Here is a 20,229-nt window from a genome sequence, read left to right on the forward strand (position 1 = left end):
TTGAACTCTTAAAGTATTTTACTCGCTAAATACTTTTGAACTTCATATACATTTATACTTTTATTAAATTTCTTACTCACCGACGGTATATTTTCACTAGAAATCCAGATTTTTAATTCTGCATCTAAATCAAATGTCCCTGAAGTTTCCAAAGAAAATCTTGATATGCTTTTATAAGGCATCGATTTATATTCAATTTTACTTCCTGTTAATCCTTGAATATCCACAAGTATCAAACGCTTATTTGTAAACATAAAAATATCTCTAAAAAGTTTAAAGCCTAATTCAATCTCTTCATCATCTATTAATAATCTTTTATATTTTTCATTTAATTTTTCTGTTGAAATTTCACTTGCATTCCCCAATAATTGATTGAATAATCCCATTATGTTTTTTATTTAAAATTCATTAATTCACTATCTTTTTTTGGTTCTAAACCCCAATAAGTATATTCAGATGCTCCATCATACCATCTATATCTCGCTTGTTTAAATCTGTATAATTTAAGCACCTCTGATATTTTATTGTGAAAATCTTCTTTATTTGCATTATTCGCAAATATTCCTCCTGCAAAATTTATATATTTTTTACCTCTTCCGTTTACTCTAACTTTAATATTACTTCTCCATAATTCTTTTCCAAATATTTTTCCATAATTAGCTCTCAATTTAGGAAATTCTATTTTCTGGAGTTTAACAACCCTTCTTTTCAAGTCAGCTGTTAGCTTTTTAATATCTTTTGATTCGTACTTTTCACTTTCTTCAATTATATTCGCCCAAGCTCCAAATAACACCAACTCTAGCTGTATTGAATCAATTGAACCTCTGTAAGAAGAAAAATCAACTCCTTTTTTAATAGATGAAATTTCTCTTTCAAGTTGTTCTTTTTGGTTTAATATATTTGCCTCTCTCTCAACTTTTTCAAATTCTAGTTTTTTATTTTCTTTTTCCTCTTCTTGTATCGTAATTAAACTATCGGCTTTATTTATAATTTTTCTAGCCTTGCTGTAAAGACTATCTGATTCTTTTATTTGAGAAAGATTTAACTTTGCCTTTAAATATTTTCCATTATCAAGATAATTTCTAGATTCCATAATTTTATCTATATTAGTTTGACTTGGAATCGTAATTACAAAGAAAATCCATAAAATAAAATTAATTACAAACCAAAACCCAAAAACTTTTAACCTTGTGGGATTTTTACTCCATCTCAAAATAAACAAAGGATTAATCATTCCGATAATAAGAAAAATAAACGCTACTCCAATCAGTAAAAAAAATAATACAGCTAAAAACATATTTATATTTTTGAAATATCATCAAAACTAACTCATCAAAACAAAAAAAGTTTACGGAAACCCGTAGTCTACAAATAATAACAAAATTATTATTTTTAAATTAAACCAAAATCTTTGGCAATAGCCACTAAATGCGTAGGATTATTCGCATTAAAATGTTCTTTTAAAAATTTTAATCTTTTTTCTACAGCACTCACACTAGAAGGTGTTATTCCTTTTTCTTTTAATTTATCACTAATTGCTTCTTGTAAAAACCCTTTAGACAGATATTCAATCAATAAAGTATCATATGCTGTAATTTCAATCGCCTTTTTAGGATGAATGGCTTCTCTTAAGTCTTCTGAAATATAAAAATCTTCTTTAGCATAGATGTGTTCTATTGCTTTTTTCAATTCTTTTTGCCCGTTTCTATTCTTCCAAACATATCCATTAATTTGTAAGTTTTTATATAAATTCTGAATTCTAAATGGTTTGTCTTCCACAGAGAAAACAATTATTTTTAAATCAGGGAAATCTTCTCTAACTTTTTCGATTAATGCTTCTCCTGAAGTTATGTCTTGTTTGTGATGATCTGCTACAAAGGACAAATCAGAGATCAATAAGTCGTAAGGTTTTTCTTCTAGCTTTCCTTTTTTTAATTTTAACAATGCTTCATCGCAATAAGAAACATGTGCAATTTCAGAAATCTGCATTTCTTCTAAAGTAGCTTTCAACCCACTGTTTATAATATCGAAATCTTCAGCAATTAAAACTTTTTGAAACATGTTTATTTTTTAAAACGGATTGTTATTTTACAACCTTTTATTGGTTGCTGTTCAAAATTAAGAGTTCCGCCAATAGATTTTATACGGGTTTCCATATTTTTAAGTCCGTTTTTTAAAACTACAGTAGAATTTGCAAAACCTACTCCGTTATCTGTGTAAACAATCTCGTTAAACTTTTTTATTTTTTTGCAAGAAATCAATACTAAAGAAGCCTTACTATGCTTTTTCATATTTACAAAAAGCTCATTAAAAACTCTATACAGTTCAACTTGCGTCTCTTCTTTTAAAGTATTTAATTCTAAAATCGGCACATCTTTTAGAATAATTTTACAAGTATAAGAATTATAACTAGTTATCAATCCTTTAAAATAACTTTCAAATTTAGCCCCTGTTTCTATAGCATCGTTTTCATGAGAAATTTTACGAGTTTGTAAGTATATTTTATCTAAATCGTTTACAACTTCTTCTGTTTCAAATTTTGGATTTAGAACTTTTGTAATCACATTATAAATACCATTTCCTAATTCGTCATGTAATCTTTTTGCAATTCTAGTTTCCGTCTTATAGTTTTCCTGTAAGATTCGCTTTTTGTGCTGTTGTTTTCTTCTATGGATATAAAAAATAAAAACAGAAGTAAGTAAAATTACAAGTATTAAAATATTCTTCTTTTGACTATTTTCTTGTTCGGCAATCAATTTATTTTCAGTCGCTAGGTTTTTAAACTTTAGCTTTTGCTTTTCTTCCTCTTCGTAATTGTACTTAATTTTGGCGAATTTGTATTGCCTTTGGGTATTTGCCTTTTGAAGAGAATCTCTTAAACGAATACTTTCTTGATAATATTTAATTGATTTTTGAGGTTTTTGAAGTGCTACAATTTTGTCTATAGATTCTAATTGACCTGTAACGCTTTTTTGGTTTTTGGAGATTTGATAAGCTTTTTCAGCATAAAATAAAGATTGATTTTTATTTATTTTTTTATAATAATCTGATAAATGAGAATAGCTTGCAATTAATCCGTAATTATCTTTTTCATTTTTTCTGATTTCTTCAGCTAATAACAAATCTTTTAAAATGTTTTCTTTTGAATTATTTAACCACTTTATATGAGCTAAATTATCTATTATTCTTGCCTTCGTTTTTTGGATTTTAATTGAATCTTTTAAGAGATTTTCTAAAATTGAAATTGATTTATAATAATCTTTTAAGTCTTTATAAGTTACAGAAAGATTGCTCCAATATAAAATTTTTGAACTTTTCTTTCCTGAAAAATTAATAGCTTTTGTATAATATGAAATAGCATCTTTATATAAAAAACGTTTTTTTGAATTAATCGCTAAACAGTTATAAGCAGAAGCAATAGTATTTATTCTTTTACCGTTTAAATATTTTATCGATTCTACAGCTATTGAATCACTTGCTGAATAACTTCCAAAATCTGATTCTATTATAGCTATATTTAATAAAATTCTACCAAGTTGAGCACTATCTTTTTGCTGATGATATAAATGTTTTGATTTATTGTAATAATAAAAAGCACTGTCTTTAAAATTTAATTTTCTTTGAAATTCTGCAATTTTAGAAAATGATTTTGCTTGCTGATTTATATTTCCATCTTTTAATCCTTTTGCAAGTAATTTTCTAGAATAAAATAAAGCTTTATTATGATTGTTTCGTTTACTATAAAAGCTAACTTTTTTATAAATACTATCATAAGGAATTTGATGCTCTTTATTTTGGAATGAAAAAGTAGTTGTCTTTAAAAATAAAATTGCAAAAAAGAGGAATAAAGTTTTAACTTTCATTCCTCTAAAATACTATAATTATTTGTTTGAAGAATTAACTTCCTCCACCTGTTGTTTCTGGGTCATCATCGTCATCATCTGGATCCTGACCTTCCTCTCCTTCCGTTGCTAAAATCTCCAACTTTTCAGTATCATCTTCTAACTCTGTACAAGATGTAAAAACTCCGTTTGCAAATAATATTGCCAATGCTAAAAATACTTTTTTCATAATTTGTTCTTTTAAAAATTAAAAAAAGTGTTGCTGTCCGAATGTTTGATTCAGATATTATTGTTGCCAGCAACACATTAAAATTTAAAAGAGTCTCGAGCCTCTTTAATGGGAAGTTGTAGAGATTAAAAAGTGATATTCGATTGTTTTTCCCAATGCAATAAAACATCACTATTCTTTCTCTGTGTAGAAATAATTCTCTGCTATTTTTTTTAGAGAACTAATACTTCTGCAAATATCGGAAGTGATTTAAACTTAGCATTAGTCAAGGTTTAGACAGTTTTTTACCAGCTATAATTTGTCTAATTTTAAACATTTTTAACTACAGTATGTCTAAAATGTCTACTTTTGGACAAACAACTAACTAGCTATGATTAAAGTACTTATTACTGATTTTTTTAATGAGATTGAAAAAAGAGAATTAAAGAAGAATAAAAATGCAATAGCCACTTTTTGGGTAGAAGAACTTCAAGAAGCTAATTTTAATGACAGAAATTATGTGAGTATCAAAAAGGCAACCCGCTTGTATGATAAATATGTTGAAGGAAGAGAAAATGTAATTGTTAAAGAGCCTAATAAATATCTTTTAGACTTTATGTCTCAATATGTAATTGATAAAGATTTTGACTATTATAAATCTACAAAAGAACCAACCATTAGATCAGTAGATCTAATTAATGAGCCAAATAAACCAGAAGTTCCTAAAAAACCAAAAGATAAAACGTTTAAAGAAAAATATAAAAAACCCATCGCAGGTATTTCAATTTCATTGATTTTTCTTGCAGTATTTTTAATTTACAAATACAATAATACTAATTCAGGAAATTGTATTGTTTGGAACGAAAATCATTTCGAAACTTCCTCTTGTAAGGCTAAAAATGCCATTAATAATAGCTTTTACACTATTAATATTGATCAATTCAAAAAGGTTGAAGTAGATGAAGAAACAACTTTTTTTGAAAACGGAAAAGCAATTATTTGGTATGGAAAATCAAGATCAAAAAAAATGGAATTTTTTACAAGTAGAGGAATTCATCCAGAAACCTTAAAAGAACTTGATCCTGTAACTGAGTACATTATTAATAAATATGTTTTTACAGCAAAAGAAAATAAAACTATTCTACAGTAAAAGTGTTTTTTTTCATTTCGAAAGAAGAATGAGAAAAAATCTCATTTAATTATAGAAATTTTAATTATAAGATTCCTGCCTTTGCAGGAATGATAAAAAAAAAGCAGCTAAAAATTTTAGCTGCTTTTGTCTTTTTAAAAAAATCAATTGAATCTTATAGAAGATTATCGAATCAACTTTTTATATTTGATTCGTTTTGGCATTAAATCTCCACCCAAACGGTTCTTTTTATTTTCTTCATAATCAGAGAAAGAACCTTCAAAGAAATAGACTTCACTATTTCCTTCAAAAGCCAAAATATGTGTACAAACCCTGTCTAAAAACCATCTATCGTGACTAATTACTACGGCACAACCTGCAAAGTTTTCTAAACCTTCTTCTAAGGCTCTTAACGTATTTACATCTAAATCGTTTGTAGGTTCATCTAAAAGCAGCACATTTCCTTCTTCTTTTAAAGTCATTGCCAAATGCAACCTATTTCTTTCTCCACCAGAAAGTGTATTTACCTTCTTGTTCTGCTCACTTCCAGAAAAATTAAATCTACTTAAATAGGCACGAGAGTTTACTTGCTTTCCTCCCATCATCACCAAATCTTGACCGTCAGAAAAGTTTTCCCAAATTGTTTTTTCAGGATTTATATTAGAATGCGCCTGATCTACATAGGCTATTTTAGCCGTTTCACCAACATTAAAGCTTCCTGCATCTGGAGCTTCTTCACCCATAATCATTTTAAAAATTGTGGTTTTACCTGCACCGTTGGGTCCAATAATCCCTACAATTCCAGCTTGAGGAAGATTAAATTCAAGGTTTTCATACAATAATTTATCTCCGAAAGCTTTAGAAACACCCTTTGCTTCTATCACATTGGTTCCTAATCTTGGTCCATTCGGAATATAAATTTCTAGTTTTTCGTCAACCTGTTTTTGGTCTTGACTCATTAACTTATCATAATTCTTTAAACGCGCTTTTTGTTTGGTCTGTCTTCCTTTTGCTCCTTGACGCACCCATTCTAATTCACGTTCTAACGTTTTTTGACGTTTAGAAGCTGTTTTACTTTCTTTCGCCATTCTTTGAGATTTTTGATCTAACCAGGAAGAGTAATTTCCTTTCCAAGGAATTCCTTCACCTCTGTCTAACTCTAAAATCCAACCTGCAACATTATCTAAAAAATATCTATCATGAGTTACAGCGATTACCGTTCCTTTGTATTGTGCTAAATGATGCTCTAACCAATGTACAGATTCTGCATCTAAGTGATTGGTTGGCTCATCTAATAATAAGATTTCTGGTTCTTGTAAAAGCAATCTACACAGCGCAACTCTACGTTTTTCTCCACCAGAAAGCACGCCAATCTTCTTATCAGAATCTGGTGTTCTTAAGGCATCCATGGCAATTTCTAATTTGGTGTCTAATTCCCAAGCATTTGCAGCATCAATTTTATCTTGAAGCTCTGCTTGCTGATTCATTAGTTTTTCCATCTTATCTGCATCAGAATAGATTTCTTCCAAACCAAACATGTCGTTAATTTTGTTGTATTCATCTAAAATGGCAACGGTTTCTGCAACACCTTCTTTTACAACTTCTAAAACCGTTTTTTCTGGGTCTAGTTGTGGCTCTTGTTCTAAATAACCAACATTATATCCTGGAGCAAAAGTTACATCTCCTTGAAAATTCTTCTCTACCCCAGCAATTATTTTTAGTAAGGTAGATTTTCCTGATCCGTTTAAACCAAGAATTCCAATTTTTGCTCCGTAGAAAAAACTTAAATAAATATCTTTTAAAACCTGCTTCCCTGTAGATTGATAGGTCTTGGAAAGCTTATTCATGGAAAAAATTACTTTTTTATCATCACTCATATTCTATTTTTTTACATTTTATTTTTTAATCAAAAACTGCTATTTAAAAACACTTTTATTTAAATTCTATACTCTCCCTTTCAATGCATTAAAAACCCAGGCAATTGCAAAGAAACCTATACCAACCGCAGCAAAACCCCAACCAGCAACATCATCATATCTAAAAGCACCTAAAGCAATTAGACTTAGTCCTACCAAAATCATTATAAAAGTTGCCCAAGCAAGCACGGTATTTTTATTCATTCCCATAATTCATCTCTATTAGTTAATGTGATCGACAAATATCGTTAATTTATTTTGCTTGTTCAAGTCTTAAAATCGCAAAAAAATATTTAACTTGTAACATATTTGTTTTAGAAGTCGTCTTTATGATATGAAACACTTCCTTTTCTTACTTTCGTTCGTGTTTTTAAGCAACTTTACTTTTGCTGAAAACCCTCCAATACGGCTATTTCCAAAAATTCCATTGTATTTTTCGAAGGCTGAATGCATCAATGAGTTTACCACAAGAATTCCTTTTAAACTGGTTGATAGGTTATTAGTAGTAGAAGGAAGTTTAAAAAATCAAAAAGGAAATTTTATTATCGATACAGGCTCGGAAGCTTTTATTTTAAACAAGGTTCATTTTAAAACGTATGGATTCAATTATGTCAAAAAAGGAGAAACTTCTGGCGTTTTAAATACCATTGAAAATCCGATTGAAAAAAGAATTAATAACTTTTCTTTAGAGACATTACATTTAAAAAACAAAGATTCTGATATTATCGATTTATCTCATATTGAGAAAAGCAAGAAGATAAAATTATTGGGCATTATTGGTTTTGATATTCTAAAAGATTATGAAATTTTTATCGATTTATATCTAAATCAAATTACCTTAACAAAGACGGATAAAACAGGAAAAAAACTAAGCAAAAATAAGTATCTTGAAACGATTACAGATAGTATTAATTTTTCGCTAAAAAACCATACCATTGTAATTGATGCCTTTGTAAATAAAGAAAAATTAAAATTTGGTTTAGATACAGGTGCAGAATTTAACCAGCTAAGTTCTAAAGTTCATAAAAAAGTTTTGAAGCATTTTTATCCCAAGAAAAGAATACAACTCATGGGGGCAAGTTCTAAGAAAATTGAAGTATTATATGGAAATTTACACAGAGTTAAATTGAATGATAAAAATTATTTTGGCCCTATGAAAACCATCATTACCAATCTAAAAAACATGAACAAAGCATTTGGCACAAAACTAGATGGTATTTTAGGGCACGATTTTTTTGCTCAAAAGCGTGTTATTATGAACTATAAAAAAGAAAAAATCTATTTTATAAAATACCCAATAATTAGATAGTGAAATTAAAAATACTACATATCATACTACTTTTTTCAATTTGTATTTCTTTCTACGGATATGCGCAAGAAAAAACCATACAAGGATATAAGATTGAAGGAGAAACTATTGTTTTTACTTTCGACAAAAGAGATTACGAAGTGGTTACAAATGACAAAAATCAGCAAAGAATAGACTTTGATGATTTTGATATTAAAAGTGTTTTTGTCTCTGGTAATTTCAACAAATGGTCTCGAAAAAATTGGAGAATGAAAAAAGTGGATACCAATTTGTACCAACTTAGAAAGAAAATTGCTGATTTTGATGATGATTTTAATTGGGAATTTAAATTCATCATCAACAATTCACTTTGGGCAGAAATCACCGAAAATGCACTGAACATAACGGCCGCTAAAACCTGGTTTGGTAAAAGGTTAAATACCTATAATTTTAAAATTCTACCGATTTTAATTTCTGAAAAAGGAAATTCGAAATTCTTTTTAAAAGGATTTAAAAATGCGGAAAAAGTAATTTTAGCTGGTACCTTTAATAATTGGAATGAACATTTGTATCAAATGATCAAGACTGATGAAGGTTGGAAATTAAACCTTCAGCTAAAACCAAATTGTTATCAATATAAATTTATTGTAGATGGTGAATGGATGGAAGATCCTGCTAATAAAAACAAAGTGCTTAATGAACATAACAGTTTCAATTCTATACTAGACATACAAAAGGAAACTACATTTCTTTTAGACGGTTTTACAGATGCAGAGAAAGTAATACTTGCAGGTTCCTTTAATAATTGGTCCGAAAACGCTTATCGTATGATTAGAACAGAAAATGGATGGAAATACACCACAAAATTAACGGGAGGCAAACATCATTATAAATTTATTGTTGATGGAAACTGGAAATTAGATCCGAAAAATTCTGTTAAAGAATATGATGGAGGAGGAAATGTAAATTCAGTAAAAATGATCAAATAAGCATTAGAACCTTCTACCGCCCATTCCTCCTTGTCCGTTTCTTCGACTATTCATGTTTGAAGGAGGGTTATTTTGACTTTTAGGACGTTCTGGAAGCAATTTTCTTTTTGTTGCTTTTTGATACTTTAACCATTTTTTAAATTGTTTTTTAGATAAGTTTTCTTCTAAATTACTATTTAAGCTTTTCTCATAAACTACAATGCTATCTCTAATAGGTAAAATGGTAGCTTCAATTTTTTTTCTCACCTCTAAAGCTAAGTCTCTATTTTTATACAATTGCTCTCCTAACGTATTGATAGTAAGTTCTAGTTCTTGTAATTTTGCAGAATTTAAAAATGATATATTTTTAACTTTATCATTATAATTTCTAAGCGCTTTGGTCATCTTATTTTTAGTAAGATCATTCTTCACCTTTATTTTCTCAGGTGCTTCAAGTAAATCGTAGTAAAAAATATTAGCGGCATTTTTCGCATTGTATTTTGGCATTTTTGGCGCTTCTTGACCAACAGAACAATAACTTATAAATAATACAATGACAATAATTAGATTTTTCATTTTTTTTAAGATATAATTTACAAAAATATAAAAAGAATTATAATATAGCGGCTAATTTACTACCTTGTTCTATAGCTCTTTTTGCATCTAGCTCTCCTGCAAAATCCGCGCCACCAATTACGTGCACATTTTTCCCTGCATCTAACAGCGGTTGATACAGTTCTTTAAAGGGTGTTTGACCCGCGCAAATAACGATATTATCGACTTCTAATATTTTATTTTCTTCATTTTGAACATAATGTAAACCTTGATCGTCTATTTTTGTGTAAGAAACTTTACCTATAAACTGAACTTTTTTCTTTTTCAAAGTAGATCTATGAATCCAACCTGTAGTTTTACCAAGATTTCCTCCAAATTTTCCTGCACTTCTTTTAAACATAAAAATTTCTCTAGCAGAAGCTTCGTAAGAAGGCTTTATACCCTCAATTCCGCTTCTTGCCTGTAATGACTTATCGATTCCCCATTCTTTTAACCAAGCATCGATATCTAGTGCAGTAGATGTACCTTTATGAGATAAGTATTCAGAAACGTCGAAACCAATTCCGCCAGCTCCAATTACCGCAACTCTTTTTCCAACTGGTTTTTTGTGTTTTAAAACATCTATATAACTCAATACTTTTTCATGATCAATTCCTTCGATTTTTAACTCTCTTGGTTGTATGCCTGTTGCAATCACAATTTCGTCGAAATCTGAGGTTTGTAAATCAGCTACAGCAACTTTTGTATTTACTTTTACAGTTACATTGTGCAACTCAATTTGCTTATTAAAATAACGCAACGTTTCATAAAACTCTTCTTTTCCAGGAATCTGTTTTGCCATATTAAATTGACCTCCAATTGTTGCATCTGCATCAAATAACGTTACTTGATGACCTCTTTGTGCTGCAATGGTAGCTGCAGACAATCCTGCAGGACCCGCACCAACAACGGCTACTTTTTTCTGATGATCGGTTAATTTATAAATCAATTCTGTTTCATGGCAAGCCCGTGGATTTACCAAACAACTTGCTACTTTTTGTTTAAAAACATGATCTAAACATGCTTGATTACAACCAATACAGGTATTTATTTCATCGGCTCTTTCTTCTTTGGCTTTATGTACCCATTCTGGATCTGCCAAAAATGGTCTTGCCATCGAAATCATATCTGCATCGCCATCTGCCAAAACTTTTTCCGCAGTTTCAGGCATATTTATTCTATTGGATGTTATCAAAGGAATAGAAAGTTCTTCTTTCATTTTTTTGGTAACCCAAGTAAACGCTGCTCTTGGAACCGAAGTTGCAATGGTTGGTATTCTAGATTCATGCCATCCAATACCTGTATTTATAATTGTTGCACCTGCCTTTTCAATTTCTTTTCCCAATTGCACAACTTCTTCCCAAGAACTTCCGTTTTCTACCAAATCTAACATAGAAAGTCTATAGATAATAATAAATTCCTTACCCACAGCTGCTCTGGTTTGTTTTACCAATTCAATAGGCAAACGCATTCTATTCTCATAATCGCCACCCCAAGCATCATTTCTTTTGTTGGTTCTTTTTGCAATAAATTGGTTGATGAGATATCCTTCAGATCCCATAATTTCAACACCATCATATCCAGCAATTTTAGAAAGCTTTGCAGAATTTACAAAATCTTTAATGGTTCTCTTTATGCCCGATTCTTTTAATTTAAAAGGTGTAAATCTGTTTATTGGAGCTTTAATTTTAGACGGTGCTACGTTGAAAGGATGATAGCCATAACGACCTGCATGTAAGATCTGCATACATATCTTACCACCTTCCTTATGCACTGCTGCTGTTATTTTTTGATGATGTTTTGCATGCTTTTTAGTTGACATTCTTGCCGCAAAAGGTCCTGTCCAACCTTGTATATTTGGCGCAATACCACCGGTTACAATTAAGCCAACTCCTCCTTTTGCTCTTTCAGCATAATAAGCAGCAATTCTATCAATTCCATTTTTTTCTTCTTCTAAACCTGTATGCATAGAACCCATTAAAATCCTATTCTTTAAAGTAGTAAAACCTAAATCTAAAGGTTCAAAAATGTGTTTGTATTTCATGTTTATTTGGAATTATTTTATTATGCACGCATAACATATGGCAAGATATGTCTATTTTATTTAAAAAATAAATATGCTTTCTAAGAATCTAAACAATTTATAAATAGTTAGCGCTTTTTCTTAAACAAGTCAAAGAATATTTTGATAGGAGTAATGAAGCATTCGTTATTAAAATACCTTTGACTTATATATATATGTCTTATAAAAATACAGAATAAATGACCAAAGAAAAAAATATAACTACAATTAATCCGGCTACGAATGAAAAGATAGCAACGTATCATTTTATGACAAATGCAGCAATGAATGTTGCGATAGACAATTGTCAAGAAGCATTTTTAGATTGGAAACATCAATCGTTAAAAGAACGTGCAAAAGTTATAAAATCTATAGGGAAAAAGTTATCTGAATATAAAGAAGAGTTGTCGAAATTAATGACTCAAGAAATGGGCAAATTGTTGTCTCAGAGTAATGACGAAGTAGATTTATGTGCTGGAATTTGCAAATACACCGCAAAAACAGGAAAAAAGGGCTTAAAAGATGAAAAAAGAAAATTATCAAAAGGCGGAAAGGGAATTATTACCTATTCTCCTATTGGAATTGTTTATGGAATCCAACCTTGGAACTATCCGTCTTACCAAGTAATTAGATATGCGATTGTAAATTTAATGGCAGGAAATGCTGTTTTATTAAAACATGCTGAAAATGTGACAGGTACAGGAAAACTTTTAGAAAAAATTTTCATGGAAGCTGGTTTGCCAGAACACTTGTTTAAAGTTCTAATCATTGAACATGAACAATCTGATAAAGTCATCGAAAATAAATTAATAAGAGGCGTTACTTTAACAGGAAGCTCAAGCGCAGGAAGAAAGGTAGGAGAAAAAGCCACTTCAGCATTAAAAAAAGTTGTACTAGAATTGGGTAGTAACGATGCCTATATTGTTTTAGAAGATGCTGATATAGAAGATGCTGTTGAAAAATGTGTAAAAGGTAGAATTTATAATAATGGAGAAACCTGTATTGCTGCAAAAAGATTTGTGGTTGTAGATGCCGTATATGAAGAGTTTAAAACAGCTTTTGTAAAAGCAATGAAAGCTGTTAAAGTTGGAGATCCTATGGATGATGCGTATGATATGGGCCCAATGGCAAGAGAAGATTTAAGAGAAACTTTACATGAACAAGTTGAAGAAAGTGTAAAAAAAGGAGCAAAGATTTTATGCGGTGGAAAAATACCTAAAGGAAATGGCTTCTATTATCCAGTCACCATTCTAGCAAATATTAAATCAGGACAGCCTGCGTATGATGATGAACTTTTTGGACCCGTTGCATCATTAATTAAAGCAAAAGATGCAGATGATGCGATGCGAATTGCGAATGATAGTAAATTTGGTTTAGGTGGTGGGATTTTTTCTAAAGATGAAGAAAAAGCTACAAAATTAGCACAAGAATATTTTGATACCGGCATGGTATTTATCAATTCTTTTGGAACTTCAGATCCTGCGATGCCTTTTGGAGGTGTAAAAGATTCAGGTTTTGGAAGAGAACATGGTGGTTTCGGAATCAAGGAATTTGTAAATATAAAATCTGTTATTCTAAGTAATTCATAAAGAATAGAAATTTGAAATTAAAACCTGTTTAGTAAATAACTAAACAGGTTTTTTTTGCGCTATATTTAAGACTTAGTGTCTACATAATATCTTAAATATATGTATAATTTTATAAGTTCAATTTATAATAACTTAAGATTTTGCAATTTAAAAATAACAAAATCTCCTTCGTCTAAGTCATCAAGAATTTCTGAATAAGTAATTTCAAAAGCTCTATTTTTAAATTCTACTGACTTTAAATTGAAATTTTTTAAAATTTTAGGATTGATCTGGTCAAAATCAATAATATCATCATTTTCTAAATGAAATACATATCCACCTTGAATGTAACCAACATAACTACCGTTGATAGTAATAAATTCTTTAGCATTATAGTTATTCATATTTTTAATATTTAAAAATCATCAAAATTGCTTGGGTCAAAAGTTATTTCATCATCTGAATAATCTTCCATTGTTTGTTCTAGTTTGATACTAATCTTCACCAAATAAATAGTGTCATCAGTTTTAACCTCAACTGCATTAATGGTTTCTGATTTAGAATTTTGAAACTTAATGATATCCTCATATTCATATCCTTCAGGATATTTTTCTATTAATAAATCTAAAATATCTTTGGTTATCTTTGAATAATCGACTATAACTCTTTTCATAATTACATTTTTAACAGGTAAGCAAAGATTAGTGGGGCAACAATAGTAGCATCACTTTCTATAATAAATTTAGGCGTATCTATAGCTAATTTTCCCCAAGTAATTTTTTCATTGGGTACAGCTCCTGAGTACGAACCATAACTTGTGGTAGCGTCTGAAATTTGACAAAAATAACTCCAAAAAGGAGTATCCTCTCTTTCCATATCTTGATACAACATTGGTACTACACATATGGGGAAATCTCCAGCAATTCCCCCACCAATTTGGAAGAATCCAATTCCATTATTTGAATTATCTGTATACCAATCTGCTAAAAAAGTCATATATTCTATACCAGACTTCATCGTTGACGCCTTTAAATCGCCTTTAAGTACATAAGATGCAAAAATGTTTCCCATGGTAGAATCTTCCCAACCTGGCACAACCATAGGTAAGTTTTTTTGAGCTGCTGCATACATCCAAGAATCTTTTAAATCTATCTCATAATATTCTTCTAAAACTCCTGACAATAAAAGCTGATACATATATTCGTGTGGAAAAAACCGCTCTTGATAATCTTCAGCGTCTTTCCAAATTTTAAAAATGTGTTTTTGCAAACGTCTAAACGCTTCATCTTCTGGAATGCAAGTATCTGTAACTCTATTTAAACCTTTTAATAATAAATCCCATTCGTCTTGTGGTGTTAAATCTCTATAATTAGGTACACGTTTGTAATGAGAATGTGCCACTAGATTCATAATATCTTCCTCAAGATTTGCACCTGTACAAGAAATACTATGTACTTTGTCTTGACGAATCATTTCTGCGAAAATTTTCCCTATTTCTGCTGTACTCATAGCACCAGCTAATGATACTAGTATTTTAGAACCTTGTTCTAACTGGGTCTCATAACTCTTTGCAGCGTCTACTAATGAAGCGGCATTGAAATGTAAAAAATACTTTTCTATGAATTCAGATATGGGTTGTCTATTCGTATTGATCATTGTCTTTAAATTTAGAAAGTTTATCAAAATGAGAATTCTTCTCAACACTATAGTCTTCATCTTCTTCTATATCTGAAGAAAATTTATAACTTAACATTTTATAATATAATTTTGCCGCTAAAAAGTCAGATGATTTTTCTTGTGGATTTGGGCAAAGCTCAACCATATCAAAACCTACTACATTGCGTTCGGTAAAAACCTTCTTTAAAAAGGTTAAAGTTTCATAGTAAAATAACCCCCCTGGTTCTGGTGTGCCTGTACTTGGCATAATTGAAGGATCTAAGGCATCTAAATCAAAAGTGATAAAAATATTGCCCGTAAGTTGGTCTATAACGTCGTCCATCCAATATTCATTTTCTGCCATATCGTGCGCAAAAAAGACTTTATCTGCATTCATTACTCTTTTTTCAGAGATATCCATACTTCTGATACCAACTTGCACCAAATTAGTAGTTTCATTAGCTTCGTAAACAGCACAAGCATGATTGTATTTAGAACCTTCGTACTCTTTTCTTAAATCTGCGTGTGCATCTATATGGAGCACCGTTAAATTGTTAAAACATTCATTAAATGCTCTAATGGTTCCAATAGAAATGGAATGTTCTCCTCCAAAAATAGTGACAAATTTATTTTTGTTAATGTATTTTTTCACTTCGAAATGAACTGCTTCTACCATTTTTTCAGGTGAGGAATTTTCAGCTATATAGTTCGTTAAATGGATTCCTTGTTTGTATACTTCACTATTGGTTTCAATATCATACAATTCCATATTTTCTGATGCTTTTAAAAATGCTTCAGGACCTCTGTCTGAACCTTTTTGCCATGTACTTGTTTCATCGTAAGGCACTCTTAATAAAACTATTTTTGCAGTTTCTAATTGTGCATAATTTTCAGGGATTCCTGCGTATGTTCTATTTTTTTTCATATCCTAAAATTGAGAGTAATTCTTCGCTTTTTTGTTGCGCTTTAAATAACTTGGTTGTGAATTTTCCTTTTTTATTTTTACTAATTAATATGTGTTTTGGATGTGGTATTAAGCAATGCTGTAAACCACCAAAACCTCCGATAGTTTCTTGATATGCACCTGTGTTAAAAAAACCTATATATAAAGGTTTATCTTTTTCATAAATAGGTAAATAAATGGCATTTATGTGTTGTTCTGAGTTGTAATAATCATCACTATCACAAGTTAAACCACCTAATAAAACACGTTCATACTGTCGATTCCATTTATTTATAGGAAGCATGATAAAACGTCTGTTAATTGCCCATGAATCTGGTAATGTGGTAATAAAAGAAGAGTCAATCATATTCCAGCGTTCTCTATCATTTTGCTTTTTTTGATACAAAACCTCATAAATAGCACCACCAGCTTCACCCACGGTAAAGTTTCCAAATTCAGTAAAAATATCTGGCATATCTACTTCAGCTTCATCGCATGAAGTTTTTATTTGATTGATAATTTCATCAATCAAATATTGATAATCGTACTCAAAAGCCAACGAATTTTTAATTGGAAAACCTCCTCCAATATTTAAACTATTTAGTGTTGGACACACTTTTTTTAATTTGATATAAAGGCTAATGCATTTTAGCAGTTCATTCCAATAATAGGCATTATCTCTAATACCTGTATTGATAAAAAAATGAAGCATTTTTAAATCTACTTGCGGGTTTTCTGCGATTTCTCTTTCATAAAATGAAACGATATTTTTATATCCAATTCCTAGACGAGAGGTGTAGAATTCAAACTTTGGTTCTTCTTCTGAAGCAATACGAATTCCTATTTTAAACCTGCTTTTTGTTTCTTCTAAAATAAGGTTGAGCTCTTCGTAATTATCAATTATAGGAATGCAATTTTCATGTCCTCCATCAATTAAATTTGCAATATTGGTAATGTATTGATCACGCTTAAATCCATTGCATAAGATATATGCTTTGTCACTTAATTTCCCTTCTTCCTTTATTGATTTTACAATATCAATATCAAAAGCAGATGAAGTTTCTATATGAATGTTATTCTGTAACGCTTCTTCTAAAATAAATTTAAAGTGTGAACTTTTTGTACAGTATGCAAAGTGATATTTTCCTTGATAACCCTGTTCATTAATAGCTTTTTGAAACCAACTTTTGGCTCGATTTATATTTTCTGTAATTTTAGGTAAATAGGTAAATTTTAGTGGTGTTCCATACTGCTCAATTAATGCTGTCAAGTCAATGTTATGAAAAAATAAATTCCCATTGTTAGTATGAAATTCCTCCTGCGGAAAATCAAACGTTTGTTCTATTAAATCTTTGTATTTTGTATTCATTTTATATCAATAAAAATTATAAACAAAAACCTGTTTGCCATCTTATAGCAAGGTTTTAAATAACCTAAATTGAAATAAATACTAAACGCGAAATTCTAAAAAAACACCTCGAAGTCTGAGGTTTTGTAATGTACTTAATAGCAATAAGCTGGAAAATAGCGTAATTTTTCTGTTGCATTTCTTAAATGCTTTACAATCTTTTTTATTCCATAAAAAATTGTTCCCAGAATAAGTGAAACCAAACATTTGACTTATTATAACTAAACCAAAAGTAATATTTTTTTTTAAAATAGAAATACTCAAGATTGATTAAAATCTTGAGTATTTTGAATATTTTTTTGCCTATAAAAAATCAAAGCACTTGATTTGCTATTTTTTAAATGTAAGGAACATCAATTACCAAGAGTTTACTTGACGAATTTGCTGTGATAGAAGCTTTATTAGCTGCTGTAATTCCCACAGCATCTCTTCTTTCTAGAGTGACATCATCGATTGCGACTTTTCCTTCAATTAGAAAGAAATAAGCAGCGTTTTTCAACATATATTCAGCTGTAAAGCCTTCCTCTAAATCTATCATAGAAATAAAGGCTTGCTGATTGATTGGTAAAGAACCCTCAACTTGATTTCTTCTGGGTGAAACTAATGTTTGGAATCGATTTTTCCTTCCAACCGCCTCAAACATTTTTTGATTGTAATACGGAGTTCCATTTTCTATTTCAGGGATGATCCAAAGTTGTAAAAAATTAACAGCATCTGTACTACTATCGTTAAATTCTGAGTGCGACACACCTGTTCCAGCACTCATTACTTGCACCTCTCCTACTTCGATAGAGCGTTTATTATTTAGACTATCTTTGTGAGACAACGCTCCAGAAAGTGGAATCGAAATAATTTCCATATTCTTGTGAGGATGTGTCCCAAAACCCATTTTTGGTTGTACAAGATCATCATTTAAAACACGTAACATTCCAAAATTCATTCTTTCTGGATTTTGATAACTCGCAAAACTAAAAGTATGGTACGATTTTAACCAACCATGATTTGCTGCTCCTCTTGTATTCGCTCTGTGAATTGTTTTTTTCATAATTTTTAATTTAGCAAGGGAGCATGCTCCCTTGTTGATGATTATTAAATTCCTACCATCGCAGAAATGACAGCGGGCTTTAGGAAGCATATTCTAATATAAATATCCCATTTTACCTTGTTGAAAATCGCGCATAGCTTCTAAAATTTCAGTTTGCGTATTCATTACATAAGGTCCATATTGCGTTACTTTTTCATTGATAGGCGCTCCTGATAAAATTAATAGTGTGCTTTTTGCTTTTGCTTCGAAATGAATGGTACTTCCATCTTGATGGAATGTAATCATTTGGTTTTTTCCTTTCTGTAAAACTTCAGAATTGTTTACCAAAACTTCACCTTCTAATAGATAAATTAAAGATTGATGATTTGCTGGAATTTCTATTTCTAGCTGTCCATTTTCATCAGCAATTGCTGTAAAAACATTTACTTCGGTTTGCGTTTTTATCAATCCTGATTCCGGGAACTGTTTCCCTGCAATTATATTTAATTGCACTTTTTTATCTTTAGAAATAATCTTCGGAATTTGTGCATCTTCTAAATGTTGATAATTAGGGGTCATCATTTTATCTTTTGCAGGAAGATTTAACCACAACTGAATTCCTTCTAATTCTCCTCCTTTTTTTACAAAGGCTTTGGTTGGTGCTTCTGCGTGAATAATTCCACGTCCAGCAGTTGTCCATTGTACTCCCCCTGCTTTTACAACCATCTCATTTCCTAAAGAATCTCTATGCAATTGTTCTCCTTTAAAAAGCAAGGTTATCGGTTCGAAACCTCTGTGAGGATGTGGCCCTAAATCAAACGGATTGTTAAATTCTGAAATGGCATACGGTCCATAATGATGTAGTAATACAAACGGATCTACATTTTCTATTGCTTGCGTTGGCAAGGGTTGACGCAATTTTATAGGCCCCATATTTACAAAGGGACTGGCTACTTTATGTTGAATTGATTTTAGTTTTTTCATTATTTATTGATTTTTTGATTTAATACCTACAAGGTTAAAAAAGAAACCTTGCAGGAAAAAAATACCAATTTATTTCCCAGGGAGAATACTTTAACAAATTTTTTTATCTAATTTTATCTAACAAATTACTTAATACAGTTGCTTCTTCCTCTGTTAAATTATCTAAAAAAGAAAGGTTTTTATTATCATCTATGGTTGATAACAAATCTAAACCAGCTTTAGAAATTTTCACATACACGACTCTTCTGTCATTTTCACAACGCTCTCTTTCTATCAAATGTTTGTCGCAAAGTTTGTCCATTAAGCGGGTTGCATTTGGTGCTCTTTCAATCATTCTGTCTTTTACAACTTGCACTTTTACGCTTTCTTTTGCTCCGCGTAAAATTCTTAATATATTGTATTGTTGCGGGGAAATGCTATAGGGTTTAAAGAAGTCATTCTCCTTACTATTCAACCAATTGGAAGTATACTTAATATTAATTAATGCTTTCAATTTTGTACTTGTAAATTTAGAATTAATGTCTTTAGAAATGTCTCCCATATTGTAGTATTCAGTATTCAATATTCAGTATTCAGTATTCAGTATTCAGTATTCAGTATTCAGTATTCAGTATTCAGTATTCAGTATTCAGTATTCAG

The 20,229-nt window shown here is 30.3% G+C and carries 21 protein-coding genes; 4 read left to right on the forward strand and 17 right to left on the reverse strand.

The genetic code is table 11. The features are described 5' to 3' along the window. Positions 1–8: 8 nt before the first annotated feature. From Q0998_RS14770 to Q0998_RS14790, 5 genes are all read right to left on the reverse strand, one after another. Positions 9–386 carry a PH domain-containing protein gene (locus tag Q0998_RS14770; protein WP_299671096.1) on the reverse strand — a complete coding sequence of 126 codons (378 nt, stop codon included), beginning with the start codon at positions 384–386 and terminating at the stop codon, positions 9–11. Positions 387–394: 8 nt separating this feature from the next. Then, positions 395–1,297 carry a hypothetical protein gene (locus tag Q0998_RS14775; protein WP_299671098.1) on the reverse strand — a complete coding sequence of 301 codons (903 nt, stop codon included), beginning with the start codon at positions 1,295–1,297 and terminating at the stop codon, positions 395–397. A gap of 95 nt (positions 1,298–1,392) precedes the next feature. Beyond that, positions 1,393–2,061: a response regulator gene (locus Q0998_RS14780; RefSeq protein WP_299671101.1), complete on the reverse strand. Its 669-nt coding sequence runs from the start codon at positions 2,059–2,061 to the stop codon at positions 1,393–1,395. A gap of 2 nt (positions 2,062–2,063) precedes the next feature. Then, the gene (locus Q0998_RS14785) at positions 2,064–3,863 is read right to left on the reverse strand and encodes a hypothetical protein (protein ID WP_299671103.1); all 1,800 of its coding nucleotides are present in this window, start codon (positions 3,861–3,863) and stop codon (positions 2,064–2,066) included. Positions 3,864–3,897: 34 nt separating this feature from the next. Continuing rightward, positions 3,898–4,071, reverse strand: coding sequence for a hypothetical protein (locus tag Q0998_RS14790; RefSeq protein ID WP_299671105.1), 174 nt, complete (start codon positions 4,069–4,071; stop codon positions 3,898–3,900). A 370-nt stretch (positions 4,072–4,441) separates the two neighbouring features. Here Q0998_RS14790 and Q0998_RS14795 point away from each other — a divergent pair, with 370 nt between their 5' ends. Continuing rightward, the gene (locus Q0998_RS14795) at positions 4,442–5,200 is read left to right on the forward strand and encodes a hypothetical protein (protein WP_299671107.1); all 759 of its coding nucleotides are present in this window, start codon (positions 4,442–4,444) and stop codon (positions 5,198–5,200) included. Positions 5,201–5,364: 164 nt separating this feature from the next. On the opposite strand, the gene ettA is transcribed toward Q0998_RS14795, so the two are convergent. After that, positions 5,365–7,056, reverse strand: coding sequence for an energy-dependent translational throttle protein EttA (gene ettA, locus Q0998_RS14800; protein WP_299671110.1), 1,692 nt, complete (start codon positions 7,054–7,056; stop codon positions 5,365–5,367). Positions 7,057–7,122: 66 nt separating this feature from the next. Further along, positions 7,123–7,305 (reverse strand): CAL67264 family membrane protein, encoded by a 183-nt coding sequence (locus tag Q0998_RS14805; RefSeq protein ID WP_299671112.1) that lies wholly within the window; start codon positions 7,303–7,305, stop codon positions 7,123–7,125. 124 nt (positions 7,306–7,429) lie between these two features. Here Q0998_RS14805 and Q0998_RS14810 point away from each other — a divergent pair, with 124 nt between their 5' ends. Next, a complete protein-coding gene (locus Q0998_RS14810) occupies positions 7,430–8,404 on the forward strand; it encodes a hypothetical protein (RefSeq protein ID WP_299671114.1) in 975 nt (324 codons plus the stop codon). Then, positions 8,404–9,372, forward strand: a complete 969-nt coding sequence (locus Q0998_RS14815; protein ID WP_299671116.1) for a hypothetical protein — start codon at positions 8,404–8,406, stop codon at positions 9,370–9,372. The genes Q0998_RS14810 and Q0998_RS14815 overlap by 1 nt, the downstream gene beginning before the upstream one ends. Positions 9,373–9,375: 3 nt before the next feature. Here Q0998_RS14815 and Q0998_RS14820 read toward each other — a convergent pair whose 3' ends face one another. After that, positions 9,376–9,927 (reverse strand): hypothetical protein, encoded by a 552-nt coding sequence (locus tag Q0998_RS14820; RefSeq protein ID WP_299671119.1) that lies wholly within the window; start codon positions 9,925–9,927, stop codon positions 9,376–9,378. Positions 9,928–9,964: 37 nt separating this feature from the next. Then, complete coding sequence (locus Q0998_RS14825) at positions 9,965–11,989, reverse strand: NADPH-dependent 2,4-dienoyl-CoA reductase (RefSeq protein WP_299671121.1); 2,025 nt, start codon at positions 11,987–11,989, stop codon at positions 9,965–9,967. Positions 11,990–12,207: 218 nt separating this feature from the next. Between Q0998_RS14825 and Q0998_RS14830 the strand changes: the two genes are divergently transcribed. Beyond that, positions 12,208–13,596 carry an NAD-dependent succinate-semialdehyde dehydrogenase gene (locus Q0998_RS14830; RefSeq protein WP_299671124.1) on the forward strand — a complete coding sequence of 463 codons (1,389 nt, stop codon included), beginning with the start codon at positions 12,208–12,210 and terminating at the stop codon, positions 13,594–13,596. 122 nt (positions 13,597–13,718) lie between these two features. On the opposite strand, the gene Q0998_RS14835 is transcribed toward Q0998_RS14830, so the two are convergent. The 8 genes from Q0998_RS14835 to Q0998_RS14870 all read right to left on the reverse strand — a co-directional run bounded on the left by Q0998_RS14835 (position 13,719) and on the right by Q0998_RS14870 (position 20,131). Further along, positions 13,719–13,979 carry a hypothetical protein gene (locus tag Q0998_RS14835; protein ID WP_299671126.1) on the reverse strand — a complete coding sequence of 87 codons (261 nt, stop codon included), beginning with the start codon at positions 13,977–13,979 and terminating at the stop codon, positions 13,719–13,721. Positions 13,980–13,990: 11 nt separating this feature from the next. After that, complete coding sequence (locus Q0998_RS14840; RefSeq protein ID WP_299671129.1) at positions 13,991–14,248, reverse strand: hypothetical protein; 258 nt, start codon at positions 14,246–14,248, stop codon at positions 13,991–13,993. Positions 14,249–14,250: 2 nt separating this feature from the next. Further along, the gene (locus tag Q0998_RS14845) at positions 14,251–15,231 is read right to left on the reverse strand and encodes a deoxyhypusine synthase family protein (RefSeq protein ID WP_299671131.1); all 981 of its coding nucleotides are present in this window, start codon (positions 15,229–15,231) and stop codon (positions 14,251–14,253) included. Beyond that, on the reverse strand, positions 15,215–16,156 hold the full coding sequence (gene speB, locus Q0998_RS14850) for an agmatinase (RefSeq protein WP_299671134.1): 942 nt from the start codon (positions 16,154–16,156) through the stop codon (positions 15,215–15,217). Before speB ends, Q0998_RS14845 begins: the two co-directional genes overlap by 17 nt. Next, positions 16,143–17,543: an arginine decarboxylase gene (locus Q0998_RS14855; protein WP_299671136.1), complete on the reverse strand. Its 1,401-nt coding sequence runs from the start codon at positions 17,541–17,543 to the stop codon at positions 16,143–16,145. The genes speB and Q0998_RS14855 overlap by 14 nt, the downstream gene beginning before the upstream one ends. 376 nt (positions 17,544–17,919) lie before the next feature. Beyond that, positions 17,920–18,627 carry a pirin family protein gene (locus Q0998_RS14860; RefSeq protein WP_299671139.1) on the reverse strand — a complete coding sequence of 236 codons (708 nt, stop codon included), beginning with the start codon at positions 18,625–18,627 and terminating at the stop codon, positions 17,920–17,922. A 93-nt stretch (positions 18,628–18,720) separates the two neighbouring features. Continuing rightward, positions 18,721–19,590 (reverse strand): pirin family protein, encoded by an 870-nt coding sequence (locus Q0998_RS14865; protein ID WP_299671141.1) that lies wholly within the window; start codon positions 19,588–19,590, stop codon positions 18,721–18,723. Positions 19,591–19,693: 103 nt separating this feature from the next. Beyond that, positions 19,694–20,131 (reverse strand): MarR family transcriptional regulator, encoded by a 438-nt coding sequence (locus Q0998_RS14870; RefSeq protein WP_299671148.1) that lies wholly within the window; start codon positions 20,129–20,131, stop codon positions 19,694–19,696. Between the last annotated feature and the right edge of the window lie 98 nt (positions 20,132–20,229).

This window comes from uncultured Polaribacter sp. (assembly GCF_947501385.1).
Lineage (GTDB): Bacteria > Bacteroidota > Bacteroidia > Flavobacteriales > Flavobacteriaceae > Polaribacter.

Coding starts and splice junctions, on each gene's coding strand:
- Q0998_RS14770 (WP_299671096.1), bottom strand. CDS start 386: ATGGGATTATTCAATCAATTATTGGGGAATGCAAGTGAAATTTCAACA.
- Q0998_RS14775 (WP_299671098.1), bottom strand. CDS start 1,297: ATGTTTTTAGCTGTATTATTTTTTTTACTGATTGGAGTAGCGTTTATT.
- Q0998_RS14780 (WP_299671101.1), bottom strand. CDS start 2,061: ATGTTTCAAAAAGTTTTAATTGCTGAAGATTTCGATATTATAAACAGT.
- Q0998_RS14785 (WP_299671103.1), bottom strand. CDS start 3,863: ATGAAAGTTAAAACTTTATTCCTCTTTTTTGCAATTTTATTTTTAAAG.
- Q0998_RS14790 (WP_299671105.1), bottom strand. CDS start 4,071: ATGAAAAAAGTATTTTTAGCATTGGCAATATTATTTGCAAACGGAGTT.
- Q0998_RS14795 (WP_299671107.1), top strand. CDS start 4,442: ATGATTAAAGTACTTATTACTGATTTTTTTAATGAGATTGAAAAAAGA.
- ettA (WP_299671110.1), bottom strand. CDS start 7,056: ATGAGTGATGATAAAAAAGTAATTTTTTCCATGAATAAGCTTTCCAAG.
- Q0998_RS14805 (WP_299671112.1), bottom strand. CDS start 7,305: ATGGGAATGAATAAAAATACCGTGCTTGCTTGGGCAACTTTTATAATG.
- Q0998_RS14810 (WP_299671114.1), top strand. CDS start 7,430: ATGAAACACTTCCTTTTCTTACTTTCGTTCGTGTTTTTAAGCAACTTT.
- Q0998_RS14820 (WP_299671119.1), bottom strand. CDS start 9,927: ATGAAAAATCTAATTATTGTCATTGTATTATTTATAAGTTATTGTTCT.
- Q0998_RS14825 (WP_299671121.1), bottom strand. CDS start 11,989: ATGAAATACAAACACATTTTTGAACCTTTAGATTTAGGTTTTACTACT.
- Q0998_RS14830 (WP_299671124.1), top strand. CDS start 12,208: ATGACCAAAGAAAAAAATATAACTACAATTAATCCGGCTACGAATGAA.
- Q0998_RS14835 (WP_299671126.1), bottom strand. CDS start 13,979: ATGAATAACTATAATGCTAAAGAATTTATTACTATCAACGGTAGTTAT.
- Q0998_RS14840 (WP_299671129.1), bottom strand. CDS start 14,248: ATGAAAAGAGTTATAGTCGATTATTCAAAGATAACCAAAGATATTTTA.
- Q0998_RS14845 (WP_299671131.1), bottom strand. CDS start 15,231: ATGATCAATACGAATAGACAACCCATATCTGAATTCATAGAAAAGTAT.
- speB (WP_299671134.1), bottom strand. CDS start 16,156: ATGAAAAAAAATAGAACATACGCAGGAATCCCTGAAAATTATGCACAA.
- Q0998_RS14855 (WP_299671136.1), bottom strand. CDS start 17,543: ATGAATACAAAATACAAAGATTTAATAGAACAAACGTTTGATTTTCCG.
- Q0998_RS14860 (WP_299671139.1), bottom strand. CDS start 18,627: ATGAAAAAAACAATTCACAGAGCGAATACAAGAGGAGCAGCAAATCAT.
- Q0998_RS14865 (WP_299671141.1), bottom strand. CDS start 19,590: ATGAAAAAACTAAAATCAATTCAACATAAAGTAGCCAGTCCCTTTGTA.
- Q0998_RS14870 (WP_299671148.1), bottom strand. CDS start 20,131: ATGGGAGACATTTCTAAAGACATTAATTCTAAATTTACAAGTACAAAA.